At 45.2% G+C, this 26,195-nt stretch carries 22 protein-coding genes and 1 riboswitch; of the genes, 6 read left to right on the top strand and 16 right to left on the bottom strand.

The features are described from left to right. Nucleotides 1–107: 107 nt before the first annotated feature. The 5 genes from MMB75_RS06010 to MMB75_RS05990 form a co-directional block, all read right to left on the bottom strand. Nucleotides 108–863, bottom strand: a complete 756-nt coding sequence (locus MMB75_RS06010) for a DUF4247 domain-containing protein (RefSeq protein WP_019687402.1) — start codon at nucleotides 861–863, stop codon at nucleotides 108–110. A gap of 13 nt (nucleotides 864–876) precedes the next feature. After that, entirely contained in the window at nucleotides 877–1,383 is a 507-nt protein-coding gene (locus MMB75_RS06005; protein WP_017427734.1) for a DUF4178 domain-containing protein, read from the bottom strand. Between the two features lie 24 nt (nucleotides 1,384–1,407). Further along, complete coding sequence (locus tag MMB75_RS06000; protein ID WP_013371429.1) at nucleotides 1,408–1,815, bottom strand: DUF350 domain-containing protein; 408 nt, start codon at nucleotides 1,813–1,815, stop codon at nucleotides 1,408–1,410. Nucleotides 1,816–1,944: 129 nt separating this feature from the next. After that, entirely contained in the window at nucleotides 1,945–2,613 is a 669-nt protein-coding gene (locus tag MMB75_RS05995; RefSeq protein WP_013371430.1) for a PspA/IM30 family protein, read from the bottom strand. Between the two features lie 86 nt (nucleotides 2,614–2,699). Continuing rightward, nucleotides 2,700–3,722 (bottom strand): NADH:flavin oxidoreductase/NADH oxidase, encoded by a 1,023-nt coding sequence (locus MMB75_RS05990; protein WP_016820725.1) that lies wholly within the window; start codon nucleotides 3,720–3,722, stop codon nucleotides 2,700–2,702. Nucleotides 3,723–4,025: 303 nt separating this feature from the next. Here MMB75_RS05990 and MMB75_RS05985 point away from each other — a divergent pair, with 303 nt between their 5' ends. Further along, nucleotides 4,026–4,832 carry a polysaccharide deacetylase family protein gene (locus tag MMB75_RS05985; protein WP_045244511.1) on the top strand — a complete coding sequence of 269 codons (807 nt, stop codon included), beginning with the start codon at nucleotides 4,026–4,028 and terminating at the stop codon, nucleotides 4,830–4,832. A 199-nt stretch (nucleotides 4,833–5,031) separates the two neighbouring features. On the opposite strand, the gene MMB75_RS05980 is transcribed toward MMB75_RS05985, so the two are convergent. The 3 genes from MMB75_RS05980 to MMB75_RS05970 all read right to left on the bottom strand — a co-directional run bounded on the left by MMB75_RS05980 (nucleotide 5,032) and on the right by MMB75_RS05970 (nucleotide 8,292). Further along, the gene (locus tag MMB75_RS05980; RefSeq protein WP_045244510.1) at nucleotides 5,032–5,700 is read right to left on the bottom strand and encodes a 3D domain-containing protein; all 669 of its coding nucleotides are present in this window, start codon (nucleotides 5,698–5,700) and stop codon (nucleotides 5,032–5,034) included. A 6-nt stretch (nucleotides 5,701–5,706) separates the two neighbouring features. Beyond that, nucleotides 5,707–5,876: riboswitch (cyclic di-AMP (ydaO/yuaA leader) on the bottom strand. A gap of 243 nt (nucleotides 5,877–6,119) precedes the next feature. Next, nucleotides 6,120–6,842 (bottom strand): amino acid ABC transporter ATP-binding protein, encoded by a 723-nt coding sequence (locus MMB75_RS05975; RefSeq protein WP_045244509.1) that lies wholly within the window; start codon nucleotides 6,840–6,842, stop codon nucleotides 6,120–6,122. Then, on the bottom strand, nucleotides 6,829–8,292 hold the full coding sequence (locus MMB75_RS05970) for an ABC transporter substrate-binding protein/permease (RefSeq protein ID WP_017427733.1): 1,464 nt from the start codon (nucleotides 8,290–8,292) through the stop codon (nucleotides 6,829–6,831). The genes MMB75_RS05975 and MMB75_RS05970 overlap by 14 nt, the downstream gene beginning before the upstream one ends. A 148-nt stretch (nucleotides 8,293–8,440) precedes the next feature. On the opposite strand from MMB75_RS05970, the gene MMB75_RS05965 reads away from it, so the two are divergent. Together MMB75_RS05965 and MMB75_RS05960 are read left to right on the top strand one after the other, a co-directional pair. After that, nucleotides 8,441–9,619: a M20 family metallopeptidase gene (locus MMB75_RS05965; RefSeq protein WP_025365012.1), complete on the top strand. Its 1,179-nt coding sequence runs from the start codon at nucleotides 8,441–8,443 to the stop codon at nucleotides 9,617–9,619. A 39-nt stretch (nucleotides 9,620–9,658) separates the two neighbouring features. Then, nucleotides 9,659–10,729, top strand: coding sequence for a glycine-rich domain-containing protein (locus MMB75_RS05960; protein ID WP_045244508.1), 1,071 nt, complete (start codon nucleotides 9,659–9,661; stop codon nucleotides 10,727–10,729). Nucleotides 10,730–10,806: 77 nt separating this feature from the next. On the opposite strand, the gene glgA is transcribed toward MMB75_RS05960, so the two are convergent. Together glgA and glgB are read right to left on the bottom strand one after the other, a co-directional pair. Then, complete coding sequence (glgA, locus tag MMB75_RS05955) at nucleotides 10,807–12,258, bottom strand: glycogen synthase GlgA (protein ID WP_045244507.1); 1,452 nt, start codon at nucleotides 12,256–12,258, stop codon at nucleotides 10,807–10,809. 21 nt (nucleotides 12,259–12,279) lie between these two features. Beyond that, the gene (gene glgB / locus MMB75_RS05950; RefSeq protein ID WP_045244506.1) at nucleotides 12,280–14,205 is read right to left on the bottom strand and encodes a 1,4-alpha-glucan branching protein GlgB; all 1,926 of its coding nucleotides are present in this window, start codon (nucleotides 14,203–14,205) and stop codon (nucleotides 12,280–12,282) included. A gap of 237 nt (nucleotides 14,206–14,442) precedes the next feature. On the opposite strand from glgB, the gene MMB75_RS05945 reads away from it, so the two are divergent. Beyond that, on the top strand, nucleotides 14,443–15,669 hold the full coding sequence (locus MMB75_RS05945) for a glucose-1-phosphate adenylyltransferase (RefSeq protein WP_017427730.1): 1,227 nt from the start codon (nucleotides 14,443–14,445) through the stop codon (nucleotides 15,667–15,669). A 78-nt stretch (nucleotides 15,670–15,747) separates the two neighbouring features. Here MMB75_RS05945 and MMB75_RS05940 read toward each other — a convergent pair whose 3' ends face one another. The 5 genes from MMB75_RS05940 to MMB75_RS05920 all read right to left on the bottom strand — a co-directional run bounded on the left by MMB75_RS05940 (nucleotide 15,748) and on the right by MMB75_RS05920 (nucleotide 21,170). After that, nucleotides 15,748–17,178, bottom strand: a complete 1,431-nt coding sequence (locus tag MMB75_RS05940; protein ID WP_017427729.1) for a sensor histidine kinase — start codon at nucleotides 17,176–17,178, stop codon at nucleotides 15,748–15,750. Continuing rightward, nucleotides 17,175–17,873: a response regulator transcription factor gene (locus tag MMB75_RS05935; RefSeq protein WP_016820715.1), complete on the bottom strand. Its 699-nt coding sequence runs from the start codon at nucleotides 17,871–17,873 to the stop codon at nucleotides 17,175–17,177. Before MMB75_RS05935 ends, MMB75_RS05940 begins: the two co-directional genes overlap by 4 nt. Before the next feature lies 1 nt (nucleotide 17,874). Continuing rightward, nucleotides 17,875–19,209, bottom strand: coding sequence for a hypothetical protein (locus MMB75_RS05930; protein WP_019687406.1), 1,335 nt, complete (start codon nucleotides 19,207–19,209; stop codon nucleotides 17,875–17,877). After that, nucleotides 19,206–19,931 carry a phosphonate ABC transporter ATP-binding protein gene (locus tag MMB75_RS05925; RefSeq protein ID WP_045244505.1) on the bottom strand — a complete coding sequence of 242 codons (726 nt, stop codon included), beginning with the start codon at nucleotides 19,929–19,931 and terminating at the stop codon, nucleotides 19,206–19,208. The genes MMB75_RS05930 and MMB75_RS05925 overlap by 4 nt, the downstream gene beginning before the upstream one ends. A gap of 81 nt (nucleotides 19,932–20,012) precedes the next feature. After that, entirely contained in the window at nucleotides 20,013–21,170 is a 1,158-nt protein-coding gene (locus MMB75_RS05920) for an MFS transporter (protein ID WP_031461574.1), read from the bottom strand. Between the two features lie 453 nt (nucleotides 21,171–21,623). Between MMB75_RS05920 and MMB75_RS05915 the strand changes: the two genes are divergently transcribed. After that, nucleotides 21,624–22,541 carry a hypothetical protein gene (locus MMB75_RS05915; RefSeq protein ID WP_045244504.1) on the top strand — a complete coding sequence of 306 codons (918 nt, stop codon included), beginning with the start codon at nucleotides 21,624–21,626 and terminating at the stop codon, nucleotides 22,539–22,541. Between the two features lie 66 nt (nucleotides 22,542–22,607). Next, complete coding sequence (locus tag MMB75_RS05910; RefSeq protein WP_045244503.1) at nucleotides 22,608–23,372, top strand: HAD family hydrolase; 765 nt, start codon at nucleotides 22,608–22,610, stop codon at nucleotides 23,370–23,372. Nucleotides 23,373–23,398: 26 nt separating this feature from the next. Here MMB75_RS05910 and MMB75_RS05905 read toward each other — a convergent pair whose 3' ends face one another. After that, nucleotides 23,399–25,753: a type IA DNA topoisomerase gene (locus MMB75_RS05905; protein ID WP_045244502.1), complete on the bottom strand. Its 2,355-nt coding sequence runs from the start codon at nucleotides 25,751–25,753 to the stop codon at nucleotides 23,399–23,401. Nucleotides 25,754–26,195: the final 442 nt, after the last annotated feature.

The following is a 26,195-nucleotide window of genomic DNA, read 5'->3' as shown; positions in this document are numbered from 1 at the left end:
CATCCATTCAATTTACATTAGTAAATGTTAAACAACAAAAAAAGGAACTGTGCAAGACAGTTCCACAGTTCCGCAAACAACTTTAGAAGAAAATAAAATATTACCCATCATCGTCGACTTCGCCGGCTAATTTTACCTGAGCCGCTGCGTGTTTTAGGCTTACTATAAGATTTGCGCGGTGAATCAAATATGCTGGAACCACCGCTGCTGCCTCGGTCACGTGAAATCGAGCCTCTGCTCGGTGAACTGCTGGAGCCTCGATCGAATAGACTTCCGCTTGATCCAACGCTGGAATCCGAATTTTTTCCTCTACGGGTAACTGAACCTTTTCGTTCCACCGTTATCGGCGGGATCGCTTTTTTCTCCTGTGCTGTTGGAGCACGATATTGCCCTTGTGAAGGTCGGTATACATCTCTGCTCGAATAACCTCGATAGGAGCCAGACCCCCGCAATGAATCGAACAGAGCATCCAGCACAGTTGCAGTTAAGTATCCTTTTAGAAAGCTGGAACTGTAATTTTGCTCGACATACTTTTTACTGTCGATTTCAATGAGTGTATCTTCCTTCTTAGCTGGATCTTGCTGCAAATGGTACCATTCATCGCTGTATACCAGAAACATCCGCTCATTGCTCTGAGGCGATATTTGTTCCGGTGTACGCTGTTCTTTCAATTCCTCCGCTACTTCGGGAACCGTTTTGCCTGCCGCCCGATATACGTACGAGGTCGAGTTTCCGCTACCACTAACGGATTCCAGCGGATACGTATCTTTCACATTTGGCGCCCCGCAGCCGCTTAGCACGGATACGAACAAGCTCAGCGCCACAATGACCTTTAATGCATATTGCCAGGTGCGTTTGCCCATGTGTAACCCTCTCCTAGCTAGCCCGAATAACCTTGACGTCTCCGGTAATCACTTCTTCTCCTTCATAAAGCATAAAGCGACCGTCCTGCCACTCTACCCGCAGTAGATGGTAATCATCAGACTGGTACTGCCAAACATGTTGCTCTCCCCCCTGCCGGAAAGGAGCACGGCCCATAACGGTAACATGCCCAAAATACTGTTCTTCCAAATGATACGTTGTATCATCCAGTTCTAAAATGGTCGGTACTTCCTCCGGGTTGTCTAGTCTGCCATCGATGGCCTGATATAGTCCGAATTGCAGTGTTTCCCGTTCCTCAATATGAAGATAACTCACTTGATTACCATCCTGAAGCGTCAAAACAACGGCATTCCGAGCACGATTATGTACACGACCTACCACTTCATAGGTGACAAGCGACACTTCACAAATATCACCAGGATTTAAGTGAAGCATGCTTTTTTCCGCTTTCGGCGGTTCAGGCTTGGCAAATAGATTTGAAATTCGTTTCCATACACTCATGGTCATATTCCCTCCTTACTTTGCCTAGAAGCATGCTGTAATGATCAAGGCACCCACCAAATGCAGCGCTCCTGAGAACAAGCCGAAACCAATTTTACCTTCTTGGGTACCTTTATCCAAATCAAACTGTGCCCAATACCGCAACAGCAGACGCACAATCACTTCCAAAACAAGCAAGATGATAAAGGCAATCACAGAATACACAAGCGCTTCGAGCAAATTATTAGCTGTAGCAATTGAACCCGATAAAATGTATCCTTGTGCAATCAGCTTCATAATCATCCGGACTGTTACAGCCATATTTCCGGCTTTTACTTCGGCAAAATCCTTATACTTTGTAAATAAAGAATCGACATACATTAATACGAACAGCAAAATAGCACCTGCGCCCGTCCATACCAGCATCGCTTTCATCGTTTCTAAAAAATGCATTTGCTACCATCCTCCACATCTTCTTGACTACATATATTGATTTACGCCCCCAGGCAGGGAAAAGCGAAGGAGATAACGTTTCTCCTTCGCTTACTGAGCCATCACACTAGCGGCAATGCTTAAAAGTTCTTATTTATTTTCGTATTGTTTCAGCAAAGCAGCAAGTTCGTCGTCCACAGCACTTTTCTTATCCAGCTCTTTGAACTCTTCATCCAGCGATTTTTCCTTGGAAGCCATTTCGTTGCTCGCTTCAGCACGTGCTTCTGCTTGCAGCATTTTTTCCTCCATACGCTTTAATCCAGCAGTTGCCGTATCCGAGCTAAAACCATTCATCGCTTTGTTAATTTCGGTTTGCGCTTTAGCTGCATTATAACGGGCAACCAGTGTCTCGCGCTTGTTTTTCATTTCAGTCAGCTGTCTGCGCATTTCATCCAGCTTACCACGCAGGTTGTCAGCTGCAGCTTTGTTTTGCTCATAACCAGCTTGGAACTCGTTCATTTTTTGTTCGGCAGATTTCTTTTCTTCCAGCGCACGACGAGCAAGATCCACATTTTGTGCTTTTGCAGCCGTATGAGCCTGTTCTTCGCGTTTTTTCACCAAAGCTGCCTGTTCTTCGTATTGCTGTTTAAATCTCTTTTCAATAGCAATTTGAGCGGCTACCGCTTTCTCTGCATCTTCCAGATCCTCTTGCATATCACGAATGTATTGATCCGTCATTTTAACTGGATCTTCTGCCTTGTCGATAATGGCGTTAATGTTAGACATCGTAAGATCTCTTAATCGTTTGAAAATAGACATGTGAAGTTCCTCCTAGAATTGAATGCTTAAATTTTAAGCTCTGTACACATGTTTACGCAAGCTTTGCAAAGAGGTTTCAAAAATATCTAAAAACCGCGTAGATAAGGCTCTGGAATATCCGCCTGTACTTTTAGCGCCCGTGATGCATGCAGCGCCCAATAGGGATCACGCAGCATGGCACGCCCTATGGCCACCAGATCAGCTTCATTGTGCTGCACGACTCGGCGGGCATCCTCATAATCATCCAATAAGCCGACAGCAATGACAGGCACATTCAATTTCTCACGGATGGTATGAGCCAAATCCACCTGATAACCAGCACGCGCAGACGGACCTCCGCTGGAACCAATCGGACCCTCACCACCAGAAGAAATATGGAAAATGTCTACACCCGCATCACGATATCGTTCCCCTATGGCTGCTATGTATTCAACATCATATCCGTCTTGGACATATTCTTTGGCAGATATCCGCATTAGCACAGGCATATCAGCAGGAAGTACCTCTTTAACAGCACGTATCACCTCAACACCAAACAGTGATAAATCCTGCCCATACTCATCTTCTCGGGTATTGGTTAAAGGAGAATGAAATTGATGGATTAGATAGCCGTGAGCGCCATGAATCTCTACCGTGTCAAAACCAGCTTCTACCGCCCGACGCGCCCCCTCTTTGTAGGCAAGAACCAGTTCCTTGACTTCTGCTCGCGTCAAAGCGTGCGGCTCTTTAAATCGTTCACTAAAGGGGATCGAGGACGGGCCTACAGGTGGCTCAGCATCTTCAGCCTTGCGTCCGGCATGGCCTAATTGAATGGCAATTTTGGCACCATACTTGTGGACTTCCTCTACCATTTTACGATATGCAGGAATATGTTCATCACTCCAAATGCCCAAATCACGATCCGTAATGCGCCCATCCGGATGAACCGCTGTCATTTCCACAATTATGAGTCCAGTCCCTCCTACCGCGCGACTCACATAATGGACATAATGCCAATCCGTCGGTTTGCCGTCCTTGGCCTCCACGCTGTATTGGCACATTGGGGGCATGACAATCCGATTTCTTAAAGAAAGCCCCTTTAATTGATAAGGAGTAAACAAGTCGGTCACTTTTATCCATCCTTCCCTCAATTCCAAGTCTGTAGCATTATGAATAGCATCCCCATTATACACCAGCTGTCACGGTATACCGAATCCTTTGTAAGGCTAAAACTTACGAAAATGCTCCAGTTTTCGTTCATGTTTAAGAGAATATGCGCGTTTACTTCGTCATCTTCACGGATATCCGCTTCATGATGTGCTTCTCTTCAGTCGTGTAGGACTTCACTCAATCACCAGCATAATTTTAATAGGACAGGTACATAATAGCTGAGAGCACCACTAGGTACCACTGCACGGAAAGGGGGAATACAAATGCGGTACAGGGGAGTGTTGCCATGTTTAGCACTGTTACTAGCATTTTCAAGTTTTCCCGTTCACGCTGACACGCCTCCCAACATCGGAACGCCCCATCCCAAGGAAGCTACTGTCGCTACTTCGGTATATCAAAGTAAAGATCGAGCTACTCCAACATTAGCGATGCTACGAAAAAAGCATGCGGACATTTTTAAAATGTGCGGCCCGCACACCCGCCAAATTGCCTTAACCTTTGATGATGTGCCCGATTCAAGGTATACGCCGCAGGTTTTGGACGTATTACACGCAAACGGTATCAAAGCTACGTTTTTTATCGTCGGCCATCGTGCGGAAAAGCATCCGGGGATCATACGCCGCATCATCCGCGAGGGTCATGCTATAGGAAACCATTCCTATACTCATCCGGATTTCAGGAAGGCCACACCAGAACGCTTTCGCCACCAGATTACAAAAACAGAACGCATTTTAGAAGCCAGCGCAGGTTTTCAGCCCAGATTAATACGACCACCCTATGGTGAAATCACGGAGCCTCAAATTCAGTGGGCGCGTCGTCATGGGTACATGATCGTCAATTGGAATGTGGACTCTCTAGACTGGAAGGGATTAAGCAAAACACAGATTCAGCGTAACGTGATCCCGGCTACCAGACCTGGCTCCATTATTTTAATGCATGCAGGTGGAGGTCAAAGTTCCAACTTGCAAGGTACTGTCCAAGCTTTGCCGGGTCTAATCCACTCTTTAAAAGCTAAGGGCTACAAGTTTGTCACAGTCCCCCGGCTACTTCACACATCGGAACGAAAATAACAGTATGTCTAAGCCTCGTATATACCAACAACGTAAAAAGGCTGCCTTGACGAGCAGAATGCTTCTGCTTGTAAGACAGCCTTTTTTAGCGATAAACGACCGTACTGATAAGAAGTCGTCCCAGTTATATGTTGTGTGCTATAATATTAAGTTTACATAATATATATTATGTTTAATGAAATCAAATATATGCACAATGCTATTTATCAATAACGTACAGTTTCACATTTTGGAAGCCGAAGTCGTTCACGAATGATTTGTTGCCAGGGATAAAGATATCAATCCGCTTTCCGGTAATAGCGCTGCCCTGATCACGGGCAACGGCTACAAAAGAATGGTCTGGCAAGCCGGGATGGGAATAGCCTGTAACTAGCACCTTTGTTCCCATAGGAATGACTTTCGGGTCTACTGCAATTGTACCCAGTTTAAGCGGATTACCGTAGTAATCGACTGCACCCCATTTGCCATTTTCATCAGCTGCGGCTGAATATGCTGTTGCTTTAACATCAACAACTTTACTGTAATTGAATGTTTTGCCCCATGCTTCAATTGTTGGCCTCTCATTCGCTGGTGCTTTCTCCGTAAGAAGCTGTGGTTTCGAATCCGAAGCCGTCTTCACACTTTTTTCGTCTGGCACTTTAATTTGTAGACCTGCATATATGTTGTTGGACGCAATATCCGGGTTAGCCTTCGTCAAGTCATCTACCGATACCCCATAACGTTGAGCAAGCAAAAAGAAAGTATCGCCTTCTTTGGCAGTATGAAGCGAAGCAGCATTTGCTACTCCTGCTGTCTGTGCCAATCCTGCAATCGCTGCGGCAAGCACCGCAAATTTCATGGTTTTTCCAATATGTTTTAAGTGTTTCAAAGATATGTACCTCCTCTGTTATGCCTGCGAAGTTAGCTGTCGGATTCGGACTCAGGAGAAGCCCTATGCTTGTGCAATTCACCCCTAGGCATATTCCACAACATCTATATGACGCATTGGAATAATTGCCGTTGTTACGTCCCCCGCACTTCCCATGGTTTGAGCCCAGCACCTGAGTAATTGTTATCATTGCTGCTGCCCCGGTAAGTTTTGGCTTACTGCATAATATCACAATTTTGTAACCTTATCTGCATGAAAATGTTGGGAACCTTGAACATCATACTATATCCATTACAATTTTGTCATCAAAAATCGGTTTTTTGTTACGAAAATATGGAGATATGGTGACAAAAGGAGAAAAGCCCTCCGTGAAATATCATCACGAGAGGGCTTTGTCAATAATTCATAAAAGCATTTTCTTACAGCACTTTAGCCAGAAAATCACGGGTACGATCATGGCTTGGAGTTCCGAAAACTTGCTCCGGCGTACCTTGCTCTATAATTTGACCGTTGTCCATAAAGATGATTCGGTCTCCTACCTCACGAGCAAAGCCCATTTCATGCGTCACGATCACCATCGTCATGCCGCCTTCAGCGAGCTTCTTCATCACATCCAGAACCTCTCCAACCATTTCAGGGTCCAGGGCAGAGGTAGGTTCATCAAACAGCATTACGTGCGGCTGCATGGCGAGAGCACGTGCTATCGCTATACGTTGCTTTTGACCGCCAGATAACTGGTTCGGGTAGGTATTCTTCTTATCCTCAAGACCCACGGTCCGCAGGAGCTCCAACGCAATTTTCTCCGCTTCTTTCCCCGATTGCTTCTTCACCTTCGTTGGTGCAAGCGTCAGATTCTGCAGTATTGTTTTATGCGGAAACAGATTAAAATGTTGGAAAACCATCCCCATCTTCTCTCGAGTCGCATTAATATTATGACCACGGGCCGTAATCGGCTCACCCTCAAACAAGATTTCCCCTTCTGTTGGCTGTTCCAACAGATTCATACAACGCAAAAACGTACTTTTCCCCGAACCACTCGGGCCGATAATGACGACTACTTCACCTTTGGCGATATCTATATCAATGCCTTTTAAAATTTCATTCTTACCGAATGATTTACGCAGTTGTTTAACGGTGATCACTGGCTCTCAACTTCCTTTCCCATAAACCCAACAGCTTAGATAAGCTAAATGTCATTACAAAATAAATAGCGGCTGCGATTACGAACGGACTTAAGCCTTCGTAGGTAATATTCTTAATGACCTGGGCTTGATACATAATGTCCACCATCCCAATGGTCGAAATAATAGAAGATTCTTTAATGATCGTAATGAACTCATTACCAATAGCAGGCAATATAGATTTAAATGCTTGCGGTAAAATAACGTGACGCATCGCTTTGCCTCGTCCCATCCCGAGCGAGCGGGCAGCTTCCATCTGTCCACGGTCTACGGCCTGAATACCAGCACGGAAAATTTCAGCCAAATATGCCGAACTATTCAGAGACAACGTAATTATACCGGACTGGAGTGGCGTAAAATTAACACCTAACGTCAAAGCAACTCCGTAATGAATGATCATAAGCTGCACCAGCATAGGTGTGCCGCGCAGTATCTCTACATATGCGGTACCTAGCCACTCGATAATACGAATACCACTCATCCGTAGCAATGATATGATCAGGCCAATAATGAATCCGAACAGTACTCCGAGCGCAGACAGCAATAGAGTGTAGCCGATACCCGTAGCGTAGAAACTGCGATATTTCAAAAATATATCTACAATGCTATTCGAAGAAACCTGTCTGTCAGCAGACAGTGCACTCGCTTCTGTAGAAAACTTCTCAATCGAACCGTCCGCTTTCAGGCGAGCCAACGTTTTATTTACTGAAGCAAGCAATTCCGCATTTCCTTTACGGATGCCTACAGCAGTTTCTGCTCCTTCATCTTCAGGTACTGCTTTGGCAAGTGTTACGGTACCGTCTAGCGTGTATCCTTTAGCAACGGTATCTTCGATTACAACCGCGTTGATACGCTTGGTCCGAAGCTGGAGTACCAGATCGGATATTTTATCCAATGAGGTTACCGAAGCATTAGGTACTTTTTGCGCAATTTCTTCCTGGATACTCCCCTTCTGCGCACCGAGCTTCTCTCCTTTTAGAGCAGCCATCGTTGAATATTTGTCTTTGTCCTCTGGACGAACCATAATGACTTGCTTGGAACGATAGTATACATCCGAAAAATCAATGCTCTTTCTGCGTTCATCTGTCGGTGTCATACCAGACAGCACCAAGTCTACGCGACCACTTTGCAGAGCAGGCAGCAAAGAGTCAAAACTCATGTCCTCTGGGACCATCTCTGCATCCAGATCCTTGGCGATTTCCTTGGCAATTTCAACATCAAACCCGACAATGGTATCCTGACCGTTAATAACTTTGTGAAACTCATACGGCGGGAAGTCAGCACTCATACCCACTACAAGTTTTTTCTGTGGCTTTCCTTCCGATCCGTATGCAGTGAGCATAGGAAGACCAGCCAACAGCAAGATAACCGCCGTCAAAACCAGGGCGGTAAAACGATATGCCTTTTTCAATCTTTTTTTCTCTCCTTAAATTCTTTATAATAAATAAGATTGTGTCATTATAAATGAATATGCATGATTATGCAATGAATGTTATAGTACAATTTTAGTATATCTATCGCAGTACCTACATTACAGCATATATAAAGGAGTTTTCAGCATGAATTTTAAACAGACCATTCAACACACCATTGAACAGCATGCCGAGCGATTTAAGGACATTTCGTTGTATATAGGCGCAAACCCTGAACTTGGAAACGAGGAATTCCTGGCCTCTGCCCGTCTAAAAGAAGAACTTGCCTTTCACGGTTTTGAAGTTCAGGCACCCATATTGGGTATAGAAACGGCCTTTATTGCTACTTACAAAGCAGTCAAGCCTGGACCAGTTGTTGCTTTTCTGGCAGAATATGACGCCCTGAAAGGTTTAGGGCACGCCTGTGGACACCATTTGATATGCATGATGAGTACAGGCGCTGCCGTCGGTCTCAAATCGATCATCGACGAGACTGGTGGAGAAGTACGTGTTTACGGCACACCTGCCGAAGAAACACGCGGTGCAAAAGTTCCGATGGCGGCGGCTGGATTGTTTGATGATTGCGACATAGCCATGATGACACATCCCTTCGATCGCTACGAAAAATCAGGAAAATCGCTGGCGATTGATGCTGTACAGTTCGAATTTTTTGGTCAATCCGCTCATGCTGCGGCCAGTCCGCACGAAGGGATTAATGCCTTGGACGCTGTGATTCAAACGTTTAATGGGATCAACGCATTTCGGCAACAGGTGAAAAGTACAGTGCGTATCCATGGCATCATTAATCAGGGTGGGCAGGCTGCCAATATTATTCCTGATTACGCCTCAGCTCAATTTTACGTGAGAGCCGCGACACGCCAAGAACTGAACCCGCTTACCCGTCGTGTTATTCAAATTGCTGAAGGAGCTGCTTTACAAGCCGGGTGTCGTTTGGAAACCTCCAATTATGAGACTTCTTATGATGAAATGGTGACTAACGGTGTACTCTCCGACACCTTTACTGCAAATTTGGTGCAGGCTGGTATTGCGCAAGAAGATATTACGGAAGGCGAAGATCATGGCTCTATGGATATCGGAAATGTATCACTTCATTGCCCTGCGATCCATCCGTACATTCAAGTTATTGACGAGAAGCATGCCTTGCATACACCAGAATTCCGCGATTTGGCGATGCAGGACCGCGCAATGGAAGGAATGCTCTTGGCCGCGAGGACCTTGGCATGGACAGCTTGCGATGTAATCACAAGTTCTGAGCTGCTGGCACAGATTAAAGAAGAATTCGCTCTACTGAATAGCAAAAGTTAAAATCGGAAATGCCGTCTTCTTGGAGAAAGGAGTGCCTTTATGAATAGTATGAGTAGCTTTTGGACGTTGTTTATTGTGGTTGACCTCATCATTTTTTGGTTTATATTCCGAGCAATACGCAGGAATCGTGGAAACAGAAGCACGCGCCGACGGAATGCATTTTTCCTTAGTTCCCCGTCTCCTTCGTCACTCACGCAAGAGCGTCATCCAGAAATTACGGAGCTGAAGGAGCTGCTGGAGCGATCCATTCCAGCCTCCTATGCTCACAACGTAAAGCAACGTGTCATGGAAGCCCACCCTAATCTGACGGAACAAGAATATGACTGGCGCTGGCATGAGCTAAAACGATACTTCATGCTATGCGCGATTATGAATCGAGTGCCTATGTTCAGTAGTGATGTGGATGAACTATGGCACGAAATGTTAATGTTTACGCGCGAATACCAGCAGTTCTCGGGAGCTTTTTTTGGTCGTATGCTTCACCATGCTCCCCATTCGGGCGGCTCTCAGCTGATGCCAGAGGAGCGGGCGTGGTTTGACTGGTTGTATGTGGAATGCTTTGGCTGGAATCGCTATAGCGCCAGTTTGTGGGGAACTTTTTTTAATCATCCATTACCGAATGATGAGCTTTCACACTATTACAACCTGACAGCTTCAGCGCAGCCAGTAGGTGACCGATGGAATATAAGTGAAAATATAGGCATTTCAAAGCAGACACAACAAGCGGTTCATAAGATAGTCCAACACCTCCGTGAGCGGGTAAATAAAGCTGTAAATGATCCTGAGGGCAAGCAGCTCCCCAAGATCAACTATTTGCAGGTTGACTATTTGCTACTGGCTGTTGTGTGGTATTCATGGTATCGGCCTGATGAATTTGCCATACACATGCACCCAGACTCTACAAGCAGTGTCGCCCTAGCCAGCTCATCCGGCTGTAGCTCTGCAAGCGGCTGCTCAAACTGGGATACACACCACTCGCACCATCATTCCTCCCATGACAGTTCTCATGGTGGAGGCTCTTCTCACCACGATTCAGGCGATTCTGGGAGTCATTCCTCTTGTAGCAGCGGATCTTCGTGTGGAAGCAGTTGTGGTGGCGGGGGCGACTGACCGCAGCAAAAAAGGGAATTCCTCAGCCAGACACTGGCTAAAGGGATTCCCTTTTTTATTAGCACAAATATGGTATCCTACTCTGTTCCATCAATCTTTGCTAGCGAACGGTAAATATCCATATAAGCCTCGGCCGATACATCCCAACTGTACTCTCCTGCAAAGGCCGTCTGTATAAGCTTGTTCCAATGCTCAGGTTGGCGATAGTAATCAACAGCACGACGAATGGTGTGCAGCATGTCATGTGCATTATAGTTCGTGAAACTAAAACCGTTACCTTCACCTGTAGATTCATTGTAAGCCTGTACAGTATCGTTCAGCCCTCCAGTTTCTCGCACTATAGGGATACTTCCATAACGAAGCGCCAGCAGTTGACTAATCCCACAAGGCTCAAACCTCGATGGCATAAGATACATGTCACTTGCCGCATATATTTTTCGTGACAGTGGCTCGCTAAAAGTAAGCTGCGCCGACATTTTCAGAGGATACCGTCCCGCTGCTTCCTGGAACCAGTGCTCAAAAGCAGGGTCCCCTGTTCCCAGCACGACAAACTGAATATCGTCATAATACAAGATTTCGTCAAGCACTCTCGTAACCAGATCTAGCCCCTTCATATCCACAAGTCTAGTTACCATTGCTATCATAGGTACGTCTGGACGCACCGGCAGACCTAGCTCCTTTTGCAAGGCAATTTTATTTTCCTTTTTCTTTGCCAGACTTGTGCGGTACTTTGTATAAATACGGTTGTCTGTGGCAGGATTGTAGCTTTGGGTATCAATTCCATTCACAATCCCCGTTAAGCGTCCCTGCTCTCCTAATTTACGAAGTAAACCCTCCAGTCCGTATCCGTAAAATTCAGTTTGAATCTCCTCTGCATAGGTTGGACTCACGGTCGTGACATGATCGGAGTAAGTAAGCCCACCTTTCATAAAATTCAGTCTGCCATAATATTCCACACCTTCGGAAGTAAAATAGCTTCCATCCAAGTTAAGCAGCTCCGTTAAGACCTCATATGGAAAATCACCCTGATACAACAGATTATGTATCGTAAACACCGTGCGAATATCGTTGTAAAAGGGCAAATGTCGATAATCGGCATTCAGAAGCAGCGGAACCATTGCCGTATGCCAGTCATGACAATGCACAATATCCGGCCGAAAATTCAGTTCAGGCAGCACTTCCAAAATCGCCCGGTTAAAGAAGGAGAAGCGTTCGCCATCATCCATGTAACCGTAAATACCGTCACGACCGAAGTAATATTCATTATCTATAAAATAAACCCTGATCCCGTCCAACGTCAGCTCCTCTACTCCACAATACTGATCACGCCAGCCTACAGCTACATGCTTGACCGTTACCGGACGCAGAGACTTCTTATAGGTATCGGGAATGCCCGCATATTTAGGTAAGATGATTCGGACGTCGCATCCTGCCTGATGAAGTGCCTTTGGCAGTGCGCCAATAACATCAGCCAACCCGCCTGTTTTAATAAATGGATGTGCTTCTGCTGCCGCAAACAAAATGTTCATATGTGCTTCCTCCTTATGTGGTTAATCTACTTTTTTAGACCTACGTGGTGGTGTTTTCTTGAGTATAACGATGCCTAGGGGTGGAATCGTCACCTCCAAGCTGTGAAGCTGGCCGTGGTAAGGGATTTTGGAAGTACGTATCACCCCAGAGTTAAGCTGACCACTCCCCCCAAAGTCCTTATGATCGCTGTTCAGTAATTCCATATAGCTTCCTGCCTTTTGCAACCCAATTCGATAATTTTCTCTTGGCACAGGTTGAAAATTAATGAGGACAACCAGCGTATCTCCTGCTTTTTTGCCTTTACGTAAATACGTAATCACACTCTGTCCGCGGTCTTCAGCTTCAATCCATTGATAGCCGTCCCACGAATGGTCCAATTCCCATAATGCCTTCTCCTGAAGATATAAATGATTCAGTGCTTTCGAGTATGCGTGCAGAGACCGATGACTGTCATAGTCCAGCAAAAACCAGTCAAGCTGATCCTCATCCTTCCACTCAATAAATTGACCAAATTCCCCTCCCATGAATAAAAGCTTTTTACCTGGTGAGGTCATTTGGTAGCCAAGAAGTGCCCGTAGTCCGGCAAATTTTTGTTCATAGGTGCCCGGCATTTTATCAAGCAGCGACTTTTTACCATGCACAACCTCATCATGTGACAATGGCAGTGTAAAATTTTCGCTGTACGCATAGGCTATGGGGAATGTCAGCAAATTATGGCGATCGGGTCGTTGATCAAACTCTGATTCCATATAATCAAGTGTATCGTTCATCCAACCCATATTCCATTTGTAATTAAAACCGAGTCCTCCATCGCTTACTGGGGAGGTCACCATCGGCCAAGCGCTGGACTCCTCTGCCATCATGAGTGCGTATGGATAATAGCGGAATACCGTCTCATTCAGCTGTTGAAGGAAGGCGATAGCCTCCTCATTTTCAATCCCTCCCTTGGAATTGAGACAATATTGTCCATCCTGCTTTTCAAAATCAAGCCGTAACATGCTCGTCACTGCATCTACACGCAGACCATCAATATGGTACACATCCATCCAGAACAATGCATTGGAGATCAGAAAAGAACGTACTTCTGGCTTGCTATAATCGAATGTCAGGGTTCCCCAGCCGGGCTTTTCCGCAATTAGCGGGTCCGCGTATTCGAACAGCGGCGATCCGTCAAACCGTCTCAATCCATGAGCATCCTTGGCAAAATGAGCTGGAACCCAATCCATAATCACTCCAATTCCCGCCTGATGGCAACGATCCACCAAATACATAAAATCATGTGGTTCACCATAACGGCTTGTGAGTGCAAAATACCCGGTGAGTTGGTAGCCCCAGGAAAGATCATACGGATGCTCACTCAGCGGCATCAGCTCAATATGTGTATACCCCATATCTGTTACATAAGGCACAAGAAGCTCAGCCATCTCCCTGTATGTATAAAACGTACCATCTGCTTTTTGCTTCCAAGTGCCTAGATGAAGCTCATATATATGTAGAGGTTTACCATATGGTGCTCTACGTTTACGGCGCCAAGCTGCATCATTCCAAACATAACCATCCAATGAAGCTACCACTGACGCCGTAGCCGGTCTTACTTCAGCACGTACGGCGTAAGGATCTGCTTTCAGAAATCGTTCACCATTTGGACCTGTAATGTCGTATTTGTAAAATGTTCCTTGGGATATCCCCGGAAAAAAACGACTCCAAAAACCGGATTTGGGAACCCTATATAAGGAATCCTGTTCCCCATTCCAGTTGTTGCGATCTGTAGCAAGCCCGACATGGAGAGCATGAGGAGCCCAGACCGTAAAACGAACGCCCTGTTCTCCGTTCTCCACAGTAAGGTGGGAACCCAAAGATCGGTAGCTGTGATAAAGCGTTCCTTCATGAAACAAATAAATATCTTCCGATGATATCGTCTGTTGCGGAAGAATTTGGTCTGTCATCACGTCACCACCCTTTTATGTTTTGTGAGTAAAAATGTATGAGTCGGTAATGCATTCGCTTTTGGGTCAAAGCTGACCTGAGTTATTACCCCATTCTAGCCACAATGAACAGAAAAATGACTAGGAAAAAAATAAACCTTAGTTTTTGGGGAATCTTATATACCTGATGGTTTCAAGAGTACCCCATACCGTTTATGTATGTACTACAACAGACAACTAAACCGGGAGGGAAACGAAATGTTTAATAAAGAATGCATTGCCATGCTGCTGGCAGGCGGAGAGGGACGCCGTCTTGCTCCCCTTACTTCAACGATTGCAAAACCCGCCGTACCTTTTGGCGGTCATTACCGGATCATCGATTTTCCTCTCAGTAATTGCGTAAATTCAAACATTGATACTGTAGGTGTACTGACGCAATATGAGGCGGAATCCTTGCACGAACATATTGGGGATGGGACTCCATGGGGCCTTACAAAAACGGATGACAAAGGAATTACCCTGCTTCCATCTTATAATACAGGTAACGCTGAATACTTAGGAACGGCAGATGCTATTCATAAGAATATCGAATATATTGACAGCCAAAATCCAGAGCATGTGCTTATTTTATCCGGTGATCATATTTACTATATGAATTATCGCGAGATGCTGAACTACCATAAGGAAAAAGGAGCTGCGGCAACCATTTCTGTCATGGAGGTTCCTTGGGATGAAGCACACCGTTTTGGTGTTATGAGCGCCGATGAAGATCTGCGTGTCACTGAATTTGCAGAGAAGCCGGAGAAACCCGAAAGTAATTTGGCCTCTATGGGGATTTATCTTTTCAAATGGGATTACTTAAGAAATTACCTGTTGGAAGACGCACAGGATCCTCAATCCAGTCATGATTTTGGCAAAGATATCATACCTAAAATGCTGGCGGACCAAGAATCTCTATACGTTTATGAATTCCAGGGCTACTGGAAAGACGTAGGTACAGTTAAAAGCCTATGGGACTCCCACATGGACCTGCTCCATGAAAATTGCGCAATTGACCTTCAGCGTCAAGACTGGCCGATGTATACACGTGAACGCCGCACAAGGCTGAGCGCGCAAAAGGTGCCTGGTCGTAAAATGCAGTCATTGGACAGCCTCCTGCATGATTCCTGCCAAGTAGAAGGCCAAATTGAGCGCTCTGTAGTGTTTAGTGGCGTCGAGGTGGGAAAAGGCTCATCCATCAAGGAAAGTATCGTTATGCCCGACACACGTATTGGGCGCAACGTGCATATTGAGCATGCCATTATCGGTGAAGGTGCTGTGATTCGTGATGGTGCTGTGATTAAAGGTAATCCGAGCGAAATTATGGTTATCGGACCCAATGAAACAGTATTTGGTAAAATGGCAGTACGGCCGCAAACTACACGTATGCTAAAAGAAGCCTATGAGCGTAACACACGCTTGCGTGCAGAAGGCTTTACTTCATAACTCTCCCTAAAATTTCAAACAGCCAGCCCTCCAATATAGTGAGGACTGGCTGTTTTTTATTACCTCTTACAACTGACTTTAAATTTGCCCTTCCGAGAGTTGTGGTAGTTCCACGGATGACTCTGCTTGCAGAGCAGGCAATGAAACCGTAATGGTGGTTCCAGCTCCCAATTCACTTCTGATGAGCATCTGACCGTGATGACGCTCAACAAACTGTTGCGATATTGCCAATCCCAGACCCGTCCCCCCATTTTGGTGGTCTACCTGGAAAAAGCGATCCCTTACTCTGGCAAGGTTTTCTTCACTAATCCCAATCCCTGTATCCTGTACCGATATCTCGATATTACCCTTAATGCGTTGAAGAGACAGATAAATAATCGAGCTTTCATGCGAAAACTTGATAGCATTATCTACAATGTTCAAAAATACCTGCTTCAGACGGTTACCGTCTCCATGAACGAGATAAGCCGTTTCCTCGGAATCCAGTTGAAGCTTGATCTGCTTCATTTCCGCCTTTGCCCATACGTTCAGCATAATTTCCTGCAAAAGCTCTCGAAGATCAACTGTTCCCATCACGAGCTTCATGGCATTTTGCTCCAGTTTGGAAAAATCGAGAATTTCCTCCACTAAGCCAATCAGTCGATCCGTTTCCTTGGAAATAATCTGCATCCCAATTTTCGTCTCTTCCGGGTCATATCCGCCAGAATTTAACGTTTCACTCCAGCCCTTAATCGAAGTAAGCGGAGTACGCAACTCATGAGAAATGGAAGAAATAAAATCATCCTTGATTTGATTGGTTCGGACAATCTCCTGTGCCATGTAGTTCAACGTCGATGCCAATTCACCCAGTTCATAGCGATAATCGCCTTTAATACGTGCATCAAATCGTCCCTGTGCCATCTGAGCAGATACATCGCGAATGTTGTTAATCGGTCTGACAATGGAATTGGCAAGCCCTGTGCTTACTATAAATACAATAATCAGTACAGCTGCCATGATTCCCACCGAAAATAATGTAATGATGAATAATTTATCATTTACTAATTCCAACGAAGTCGTATACCGGATAATATACACCTGATCTCCGACGATATTGTCCAGTTTCTGAGATACCGCCATCACCTGCTGTCCCGTGCCGGGTTGCTTTCCGATCCATTTGCCCGTATCTCCAGCTAAGGCTTGTGTCACATCACTGGTTTGCACACTTAGATCCGCAGCAAAATTTGTCGAGTTATCAATTACATTTCCCTGTTCATCAAGCAATTGTAATTCAGTGAAGGGCAGAGAAAATGTATTCAACAAATACGATTGCAAAGACTGTTCTGGCTCTTTGAATTTGGATGCAAATTCACTTACCGATTCGATACGGCTTTCGATGTGTTTGTAAATGGAGTCGTAATAATACGACCGGAGTGCAAACATAAAAATGACTTCTACTAACAGAAGCGCCAAGAACACTACGAAAAAATAGTGAAGCACAATCTGTCGGCGAATTCCCTTTTTGATCATTGAGACTGACCTTTCCATTTATATCCATGTCCCCACACGGTTTGTAAGAAAGCCGGCTCGGATGGATTGTTTTCAATTTTCTGCCGCAGACGTCGGATATTCACATCTACAATTTTCGGATCGCCCATATATTCCTTGCCCCATACGTGGTCAAGTAGCACATCTCGGCTAAGCGGCGTATTTTCTTTCTCCAGAAAAAACTGAATCAGCGAAAACTCTGTCGGTGTCAGTTCGATCAGCTGTCCGTTTTTCTTAAATTGCTTAGCTATCAAATCCAGCGTGAACGGACCGGACTGGAAAGACACCTTGGCTGCTGTTTCACGATGTACATTTACCCGACGCAATAACGATTGGATACGTGCAATCAGCTCTGTCGGGCTGAAAGGCTTGCTCACATGATCATCAGCCCCTACAGACAAGGCATACACCTTATCCTGTTCCTGTACCTTGGCTGTCAGAAAGATAATGCCAATACGCTCATTCGTTTCCCGAATTCTCCGACAAACCTCAAAACCATCCATCCCAGGCACCATCACGTCAAGCAGCGCGATATCAATATCCCGCACCGTGTTCAAAATATTCAGAGCCTCATGCCCATCTGCCGCCTCCAGCACCTCAAAACCGTTACGTTTCAAGTTAATAACGATAAAGCTACGGATCGATTCCTCGTCTTCCATGATTAAAACTTTACTCACTCTATTCTACCTGCCTTTCCCCCATCTTGTTTTTAATGGTTTTACGTGGTTCCAGCTCGCTGGATCGCTTAATGCCAATTACCTGTGCGTTCGTTCGCCACAATTGGCTATAGCCTTCATTGTTTCGCTCCCATTGTGACAATGAGAAAAATTTAATTTCCGCTATTGTTTTGTCTGTATCATCCAGAATAAACCGCAAATAGCTGTCTTTCCTGGAAACCTTCGGATCAATAGTCACCTTGCCATGCAGCTCTTTCGGCAGTCTGAAGTAGACCTGTTCATTAGAATCACGATACTGTTGCTGCTTGAAAATTGTCCCTTTGGCCCCATCCCACTGATAGAACGATACAAAATAAGGAACTTCATCCAGCGGCCTGTTGCTCCAACCTTTAGGCTTCTCTAAATTCCCAAATTCGAGAATACCGTCACCATCCACATCACCACTGGCGATGGTAGCATCCTTAAAGGTAACATCCATAAGATTGAGCTTTCTGAGTTTGCCGTGATCCATCACGATAACATTGGAAACCGTAGTTGTCTCGGCAATCTTTGTATCAATAATGATCCCTTGCCTACCTTGGGCTACCTTACCAGCGACGACATTGTAGACGCCTAAAGCCTGACTGTCCAATTCCAACGATCCGATCTCCTTAAAGGTCCCTCCGCTGAACTGGAATGTTTTCACGGTAAAAAATTCATTACGACGGAGCAAGATAATCGTCAAGTCATTCAGATTGTCCCCGTTCAAATCCATCTTCTTATGGTTAAAATCGTCTACAACGAAGTCCGTATAGCCCGTTGCATATATTTTTTCCAACGTTCCTCCAGTATAAGAGTATACGATGAGGCCCTTCTGGTCCCCGTTCTCACTACTGTCTCCGCTCGAAAAACCTGCTACAATATCAAGCGTACCGTCATTGGTTAAATCCACAAGCTTAAATGATTCCAACACCGTGCCTTCCCCATCAAATGTAAGCTTCTTTACCCACGTGCCGCCCTGATCTTCAAACAAGGCACCATGTATCTTTACGCTCTCATCTGGTGTTTCATAAAAGAGCACCGCTTCATCTATACCATCATTATTCAAATCTCCCGTCCGAATTGGCGTAGGATCATCCGGATCATTCGGCCTTAAAGGTTGTACCGCCCCTAATTGCGTATTCACTGCTCCATTCAGCTGTTGTTTCTCATCAGACATCGTTGGTGTCTGCATCAGCGAAATCGGATCGCTAATCACATTACAGCCGCTTAAAAATCCGGCAAGGAGCAGCAAGGAACAGCAGCACGCCACCATTTTCAACAGCATTTTTTTCACTTCTCTTGCCGTCCCCTTCACAATTTGTTCTTTTCTGCCTGTGTCAATCGTCTTCCCTGGATATCAAACACCAGCTCGCCCTCATTCAGCCCCCAGATTCGGGAAGCAAAACGTTCAGCCATTTCCAGCGGCAGTACAGTAATGATTGTTACTCGCTCGTCAGAACACAGCTTGCGAAAGGTTTCCAGTACATGCGTTGCTGAGGCAGGATCAAGTCCATTTACAGGCTCATCAGCTAAAATAACCTTAGCTCCGTGAACGAGAGCACGCGCTGTGGCTACCCGCTGCCGTTCGCCGCCGCTGAGCTTGTCGCATTTATCATGCGCCTTATCCAGCAGACCCAGATCCTCCAGAACGTCCATCGCTCCCATATAATCGTCGGAACGCACCATACCAGTAACCATTCTCCACCAGGGGGTCTGACCCGATCTGCCAATGAGCACATTTTTAAGAGCGGTCCGATTCATATTAAGATGCGGATTTTGCTCCAGATATGCCCATTCCCGCTTTAATTTCATCTTGCCTGTCCACCCGGATTTCAGTACATCATTGCCTCCTACAATTAAACTGCCTTCTTCCCAAGATTCATGTAAAGCAAGACAGCGAAGAAGTGTCGTTTTACCGCTTCCGCTTGGCCCCACTATAGCAATGAATTCACCCTGATGAATTTCAGCATCAATTCCTCGAAGCAACGGGGTACGTACAGGCCCCACGTGCTTGGTCAGCTTCCGAATTTTAATCATCTATGATTCCCCTTTGTCCGCCATCAATACATGTTTATATTTTATAGTAATTGTGAAACAAATACCATGCAAACCGCAGTTTTAAACCGCCGGTACTCTTTTTCGGGAAAACAGACCCAACAATCCAAAAACAATGTAACTACCTCCAAGGACTAGAAACATGCTGCCTTGAGTTCCAATGTCCAGCAACCCTCCGCTAATATTAGGTCCGACCACACTTCCCAGATTAAAATGAAAGGATGCCAGCACATTTGCAGCCGCCAAAAATGATTTGGGTAACAGGTCAGCTGCATAGGCCAAACCAAGTGAGAAAAAGGAGCCTACCAATCCACCTGCGATGGTCAGCAATACCAAAGTGAACATAAAATGATTACCACTCCAGGGTAGCAACATAAAGGTCAATCCTCCCGCTATACCTACGCTCATTAGCACTTTTTTACGTCCCCAACGGTCACTTAATATACCCAAAGGCAGTTGCAACACTAAGCCTCCCAAACTAACGAAAGGCAGCAAAGCAGCAATTTCATCGGTATGGAAGCCAATACGCAGGCCATAGACTGGAAAATTACTGTTCAGGCTCGCTTCCATATAACCGTATAGAAATGCAGGCAACAGAGCATACCATGCCCAGCTATAGCTGCGTCGGAATCTTTGTGCGGGACGCGCCTCAGTTTCCTGCTTCTCCGGTCTGGAGTCAGGTAGCTTGATTAACACTAACAGCAACACAAGCAAGCACAAAAAAGCCAACGCAGCAAATGGAACCAGCATTCCATAATCGAGTAGCCATAATCCCAATGGGCCTAATGCAAAACCCAGACCGTAAGACATACCATAAAAGGAAATGTTGCGGCCTCGATTCTCTGGTGGAGTTACTAGCAATATCCACAACTGCGCAGAATAGTGCAACGCACTGTCTCCAATACCTACGAGCAGACGCAGTACGAACCAAATCCGAATATCAGGAATTAGCGGGAACAGCAGCAGCGTAATGAGCACAAGCACAAGACCACCGGCCATCAGCTTTTTGAACCCCAGCCATCCCAAAGTCCGTTCAGCCACCAGTGTCATTGCAAATGAACCAATATACAGTGCAGCCGCGTTCATTCCGTTTAGCGAAGACGAAACACCCATTTGTTCCAAAGAAATCGACAAAATAGGTAATAGCAAACCCTGACATAATCCAGCAACAATAATAACTGCAATTAAAATAAAATAATGAACACGTAACGACGACGACATCCTAGCTCCTCCTGCCCGAACAATTAAATTATTAACATCATAAAATGAATGCTTAGAAATGATTTGCATTTGATACCATAATCAATAATAATTCTTATCACGATGTATACCATGACCATCTGAAAAATCGGTATATTACATATTAAGATGTTTTTAGCGTTAATTTTAGTGTATTAAAGAGAAAAAGAAAAAAATCGCCATCTGAGATGACGATTTTACGGATAGAGCTAGTCTGGTATGTATCCGACTCCATTTGGTGAAGAGCCTCGTATGTTCAATCCGACCAAGTTCACGTCACAACGCACTATTTCATATTATAGTGGACAATGCCCGGCAGAACAAGCCATAATAAATAAGTGGGCAATTTCAAAATGCTCATGTTTTGCTTATGGACGGGCTTTATTTACGTTCACCGCTCTGGGCTAGAAGACAGAATAGGAGGCATTTGGTTCCATGAGTTATCAAATTAAAATAGACACTTCTCCAATTTATGAATTGCTCGGCAGCTTTATGGCCTATGTAACTAAAAAGTGGGTCCAAGATATGGACTTGGGCCATGAATGGATCGACAAGGTGGATGCACGACTACAACAAGAAGTTCGTACTGAGCTTGCTACAGCTCAGGATTGCCCTTTTAGCGATTATGACGCACTCTATGCCTGGGCGTTGCTTCGACCGGAATCAGATGAAATATCCGACTATATTTCTTACTTGGATCACGGACCGGACAAGGATATGTTTGAGCTGCTTGTTCCGCATATTCCTTTTTTAACCTTTGAAGAATCTTTACGCATTCGTAAGGTATATGCACCACTCCTCAGATTGTGGGATCGTGATTATTTTCGGACCTTGGAAGGCGAACTGCGTGTGTTGGCAGAAGAAGACGCTGCGGAAAAGCGCATGCTGTTAAGTAAAATGGAACCGGAAGCACTTGTTGAATATGCAACAGCCGGGCTAGTCGTCCCACATATGGAAGATCTCGATACAGTGGTGCTGTTTCCGGTCGTCCATAATCGCCCAATTAATTCATATTGCTTTTATACCCGTACACTGCTGATCCAGTATCCGGTAGATATTCCCGAGGAGAGTGAGGAAGAACCGCCTACGCTTCTACTACGGCTTACTCGTGCTGTCAATGATCCGCAACGACTGCGCATTTTGCGTTATGTAGCTCAAGGTCCTAAGTCTCTTGAAGACATGCGTCATGATTTGAGACGATTGGAAGATACACTTATGTCTGATATGATGATTTTGCGTGTGGCTGGCTTGCTCCGCATCCACATTGGACGCTATCACAAGGAAAAATTCAGCATCCGTCCCGACGGTGCGGCTGATTTGCAGGTATTTTTGGAATCCTATATTGGATTGTAATTTGAATCGCAACTTTAGTTATAAACCGAACACCGTTAAAGCTTTGGCTTGGAAGGAGTATGCACCATGTCGTATCCGAAGCAGCACATTTTATTTGATCTTGATGACACTTTGGTCCACTGCAACAAGTATTTCGATCTTATTCTCAACCACTTTTTCGATTTGCTTCAGGAATGGTTTGCAGCTCATAACCTAACGAGAAATTCGATCCGTGAAAAACAAATCGAAATTGATGTGGCTGGAGTTCATCAGGTGGGTTTTGCCAGCGAGCATTTTCCACAATCCCTAATAGATACGTACCAGTTTTTCTCGAAACAATTTGGACGCCGTACGGATTCTCGGGAAGAGCAGGAGCTTCGCTCGCTTGGCCGAAGTGTGTACGAGCAGGAAATCGAACCGTATCCAGGTATGGCCGAAACGTTAAATTCACTCCAAAAAGCAGGGCATTCCCTTCATCTTTACACTGGGGGTGAGCAGGTCATTCAAGAAAGAAAGATTGAACAAATGAAGCTGGCTACTTACTTTGATGACCGTATCTACATTCGCCAGCATAAAAATGTAGATGCACTGGAAGAAATCATCCAAATGAATCGCTTGGACCGAAGCATCACCTGGATGATTGGGAATTCTTTACGCACCGACGTATCTCCAGCCCTTGCGGCAGGTATTCACGCTGTGTATCTTAAGCAGCCCAAAGAATGGATTTACAATATGGTTGAATTGCAAAAAAGCGTGAACTCTGTGATGTATACTATACAAAAGCTAACAGAAGTGCCACGGGTGATCCACGAAAGCATACAATTGCATCAACAAAAAAGGACCCTCGGATAGGGTCCTTTTTTGTTGATGCTCCTATCTCAGACATCCTCACGAACGCTAAGTTGTCCTGTTCCTGGCACATCCAGAACAATCCGCGCTTTGACGGTCGATCCATCTTTACGTTTAAAAGACAACAATTGCGTCTGCCCCTTGGCGAGCAGAGACTTGAGCATCGTTTCGGTAATCTGCTTGCCCGCATATTCCTTCCAAATGACAAAACCACAGCCCTGCTTAAAGTGGCTACACCCATATCCTTTGCGGCCTTCAATAATGCTTCCACCGCAATTGGAGCACGGGCAGCTGCCTAACGCCTGCCTTTGGCTTGCTGAAGTATCTGACTGTCCATCAGATGAGCTCCGCACTGCTTTTGTAGTCGAACTGCGACTTATTGGCGCCGATGCTTGCTTTAGCGCAGCACTTCCTGCACTGCTACCGCCTCCTGATGCTGTGCGGTCTCTTCCTTTGGCGGTGGTGGCACTTTCACTCGTACCTACGCCGCGGGCGTTCGTCTTTCCTCCCGAGCGATTACTCCTTGCCTCCTCGCCAAAGGCATTTGCGGGAGCAGGTGGCTGCTGCCTTACCTTATCAATGATGGACAACGTAAATCTTTTAACGTTATCCATAAACTTCTCCTGAGCTGCCTCACCCTTGGAAATTTGATGAAGACGGCGTTCCCATTGACCTGTCATCTCCGGTGAAGCTAATAGATCTACCCCGGCATGACGGATCAGGTCAATAGCCATCTTTCCCTTATCTGTAATCAGAATCTTTTTGCCCTTCATCTCAATGTAGCCGACTTTCTTTAATCGTTCAATTGTGGCGGCCCGTGTCGCAGGTGTACCTAATCCAGCATCCTTCATAACCTCGCGTAATTCCTCATTCTCCATCTGCTTGCCCGCGCTTTCCATCGCTTTAAGCAATGTGCCCTCCGTGTAGCTTTTAGGAGGCTGAGTCGCCTTTTCTTTCATCTCAGCGCGAACACAATCTACCGGACGCCCTGCATCAATTTCAAACTTCTTGTCCGTCCACTCGTCCGTTTCCTCTTCATCCTCTTTTTTGGATGTTTTGCTCTTTTTACCTTTATCCTGATCAGCCTTGCTCAAAACCACTTTCCATCCCAAGGACAGAAGCTCCTTAATATTAGTTTTAAACAGATGCTTGTCCACCTGCGTCATTACGGTATGCATTTTATATTCAGCCGGCGGAAAAAAATGCGACAGAAACCTACGAATAACCAGGTCATATACATTTTGTTCCTCCTTGCTTAGCGTTCCCGGCCTTTTTAACGTCGGCAAAATAGCATGGTGATCCTCAACACGAGACGGATTGCAGACCGATTTATTCTGTTTATGGACCAAATTAGGGTTTGCTTGTTGTACCAGATCAGCATAAGGGCCTGTCCCCAGCATCCGTAATGCCTTATGCATGCCGTCTATATTCTGCTCTGTCACATAATTAGAGTTGGTCCGCGGATAGGAAATGACCTTGTGACGCTCATAAAGCGCTTGTGCCACATCCAGCGTTTTTTTAGCCGAATAACCGTACTTGGCATTCGCCTCGCGTTGAAGCAGCGTCAAATCGTATAATTTAAAAGGATACTCCTTTGTCTGCTTCGTATCATATTTGGTAATTTCACCCTCTTTTCCGCGTACCGCCGCAGCGATCCCCTCAGCTTCTTCCGGATTCGTCAGCCGATCACCCTGCCATGCCCCTTTGTACTTAATCTGATCTTGCTTGAACTCAGCCCATACGTCATAGAAGGTTTGAGACTGAAATGCTTCAATTTCCTTTTCTCGATCATGAATTAGTGCCAACACGGGAGTCTGCACCCGTCCTACCGACAGCAAGGTGTTATGTCGTGTTGTGAACGCTCTGGAGGCGTTCATGCCAATCAGCCAGTCCGCTTCACTTCGTGCCCGCGCAGCTTGAGTCAGGAATTCAAACTCCGAGGCATCTCGCAATCGTTCAAAGCCAGTCGCAATACTTTCCGCCGTCAAGTCCGAGATCCACAATCGCTTAACCGGCTGTCGTAGATTTAACTGCTGCTGAATTAACGCAAAAATATATTGCCCCTCCCGTCCAGCATCACAAGCATTCACGATGGCATTGCAGCGTTTGGCCAGCTCACCAATCATTTTTAGCTGATCTTTTGTTTTCGGATTAGGTACGATTTTGAATTGTTCAGGGATAATCGGAAGATCTTGAATATTCCATCGTTTGTACTTAGCATCGTAAGCATCCGGCTCAGCCAGACCCAACAAATGACCGATCGCCCAGGTTACAATGTATTTCTCCCCTTCCAAATAGGTACGGTTATTTTTAGCACGCGGCTCCATAACAGCGGCAATTGTCCGCCCCATATCTGGTTTCTCAGCAATAATCAACGTCTTCATTCATTCCATTCCTTCCTGACGGCCTTCTGTTTCTCCTCCATGAATCATAGATATACATGGAACGCAAATGAAAACACAGGTTCCCGGCCTCATGCAAAAGGAGCCTTCTCCCGGCGAAAGCTCCTTTGTAAATTCATTTAGTCTAGCGCTTCAACAATGTACGTCTATTATACCATAGATATCATGATTCTCTCAGGTCATGATTTTATGTAACCTTGGAAAAGATCATGTCATCTTCCTTTTAAAGCAATATAAATATAGAAAACCCAAAATAAAACTGCACTATTAGCAAACTTGTGTAATATTAATGTTAATTTATATTACACAATTTAAGTTTTTATCTAATTATTTTGTAAAATAAATGTATTTTTCTTTGAAAAGGCTACACACACCGTCCTTATTTATGTTATGATCACTATAGATAACAAATACATGATTAAAA

It is taken from the genome of Paenibacillus sp. P2(2022) (genome assembly GCF_029522175.1).
Taxonomy (GTDB): Bacteria; Bacillota; Bacilli; order Paenibacillales; family Paenibacillaceae; genus Paenibacillus; species Paenibacillus polymyxa.
Note: the sequence above shows the minus strand (reverse complement) of the source record. Positions and strands in the feature narration are given on the sequence as shown.

Coding starts and splice junctions, on each gene's coding strand:
- MMB75_RS06010 (WP_019687402.1), bottom strand. CDS start 863: ATGGGCAAACGCACCTGGCAATATGCATTAAAGGTCATTGTGGCGCTG.
- MMB75_RS06005 (WP_017427734.1), bottom strand. CDS start 1,383: ATGAGTGTATGGAAACGAATTTCAAATCTATTTGCCAAGCCTGAACCG.
- MMB75_RS06000 (WP_013371429.1), bottom strand. CDS start 1,815: ATGCATTTTTTAGAAACGATGAAAGCGATGCTGGTATGGACGGGCGCA.
- MMB75_RS05995 (WP_013371430.1), bottom strand. CDS start 2,613: ATGTCTATTTTCAAACGATTAAGAGATCTTACGATGTCTAACATTAAC.
- MMB75_RS05985 (WP_045244511.1), top strand. CDS start 4,026: ATGCGGTACAGGGGAGTGTTGCCATGTTTAGCACTGTTACTAGCATTT.
- MMB75_RS05965 (WP_025365012.1), top strand. CDS start 8,441: ATGAATTTTAAACAGACCATTCAACACACCATTGAACAGCATGCCGAG.
- MMB75_RS05960 (WP_045244508.1), top strand. CDS start 9,659: ATGAATAGTATGAGTAGCTTTTGGACGTTGTTTATTGTGGTTGACCTC.
- glgA (WP_045244507.1), bottom strand. CDS start 12,258: ATGAACATTTTGTTTGCGGCAGCAGAAGCACATCCATTTATTAAAACA.
- glgB (WP_045244506.1), bottom strand. CDS start 14,205: ATGACAGACCAAATTCTTCCGCAACAGACGATATCATCGGAAGATATT.
- MMB75_RS05945 (WP_017427730.1), top strand. CDS start 14,443: ATGTTTAATAAAGAATGCATTGCCATGCTGCTGGCAGGCGGAGAGGGA.
- MMB75_RS05940 (WP_017427729.1), bottom strand. CDS start 17,178: ATGATCAAAAAGGGAATTCGCCGACAGATTGTGCTTCACTATTTTTTC.
- MMB75_RS05925 (WP_045244505.1), bottom strand. CDS start 19,931: ATGATTAAAATTCGGAAGCTGACCAAGCACGTGGGGCCTGTACGTACC.
- MMB75_RS05920 (WP_031461574.1), bottom strand. CDS start 21,170: ATGTCGTCGTCGTTACGTGTTCATTATTTTATTTTAATTGCAGTTATT.
- MMB75_RS05915 (WP_045244504.1), top strand. CDS start 21,624: ATGAGTTATCAAATTAAAATAGACACTTCTCCAATTTATGAATTGCTC.
- MMB75_RS05910 (WP_045244503.1), top strand. CDS start 22,608: ATGTCGTATCCGAAGCAGCACATTTTATTTGATCTTGATGACACTTTG.
- MMB75_RS05905 (WP_045244502.1), bottom strand. CDS start 25,753: ATGAAGACGTTGATTATTGCTGAGAAACCAGATATGGGGCGGACAATT.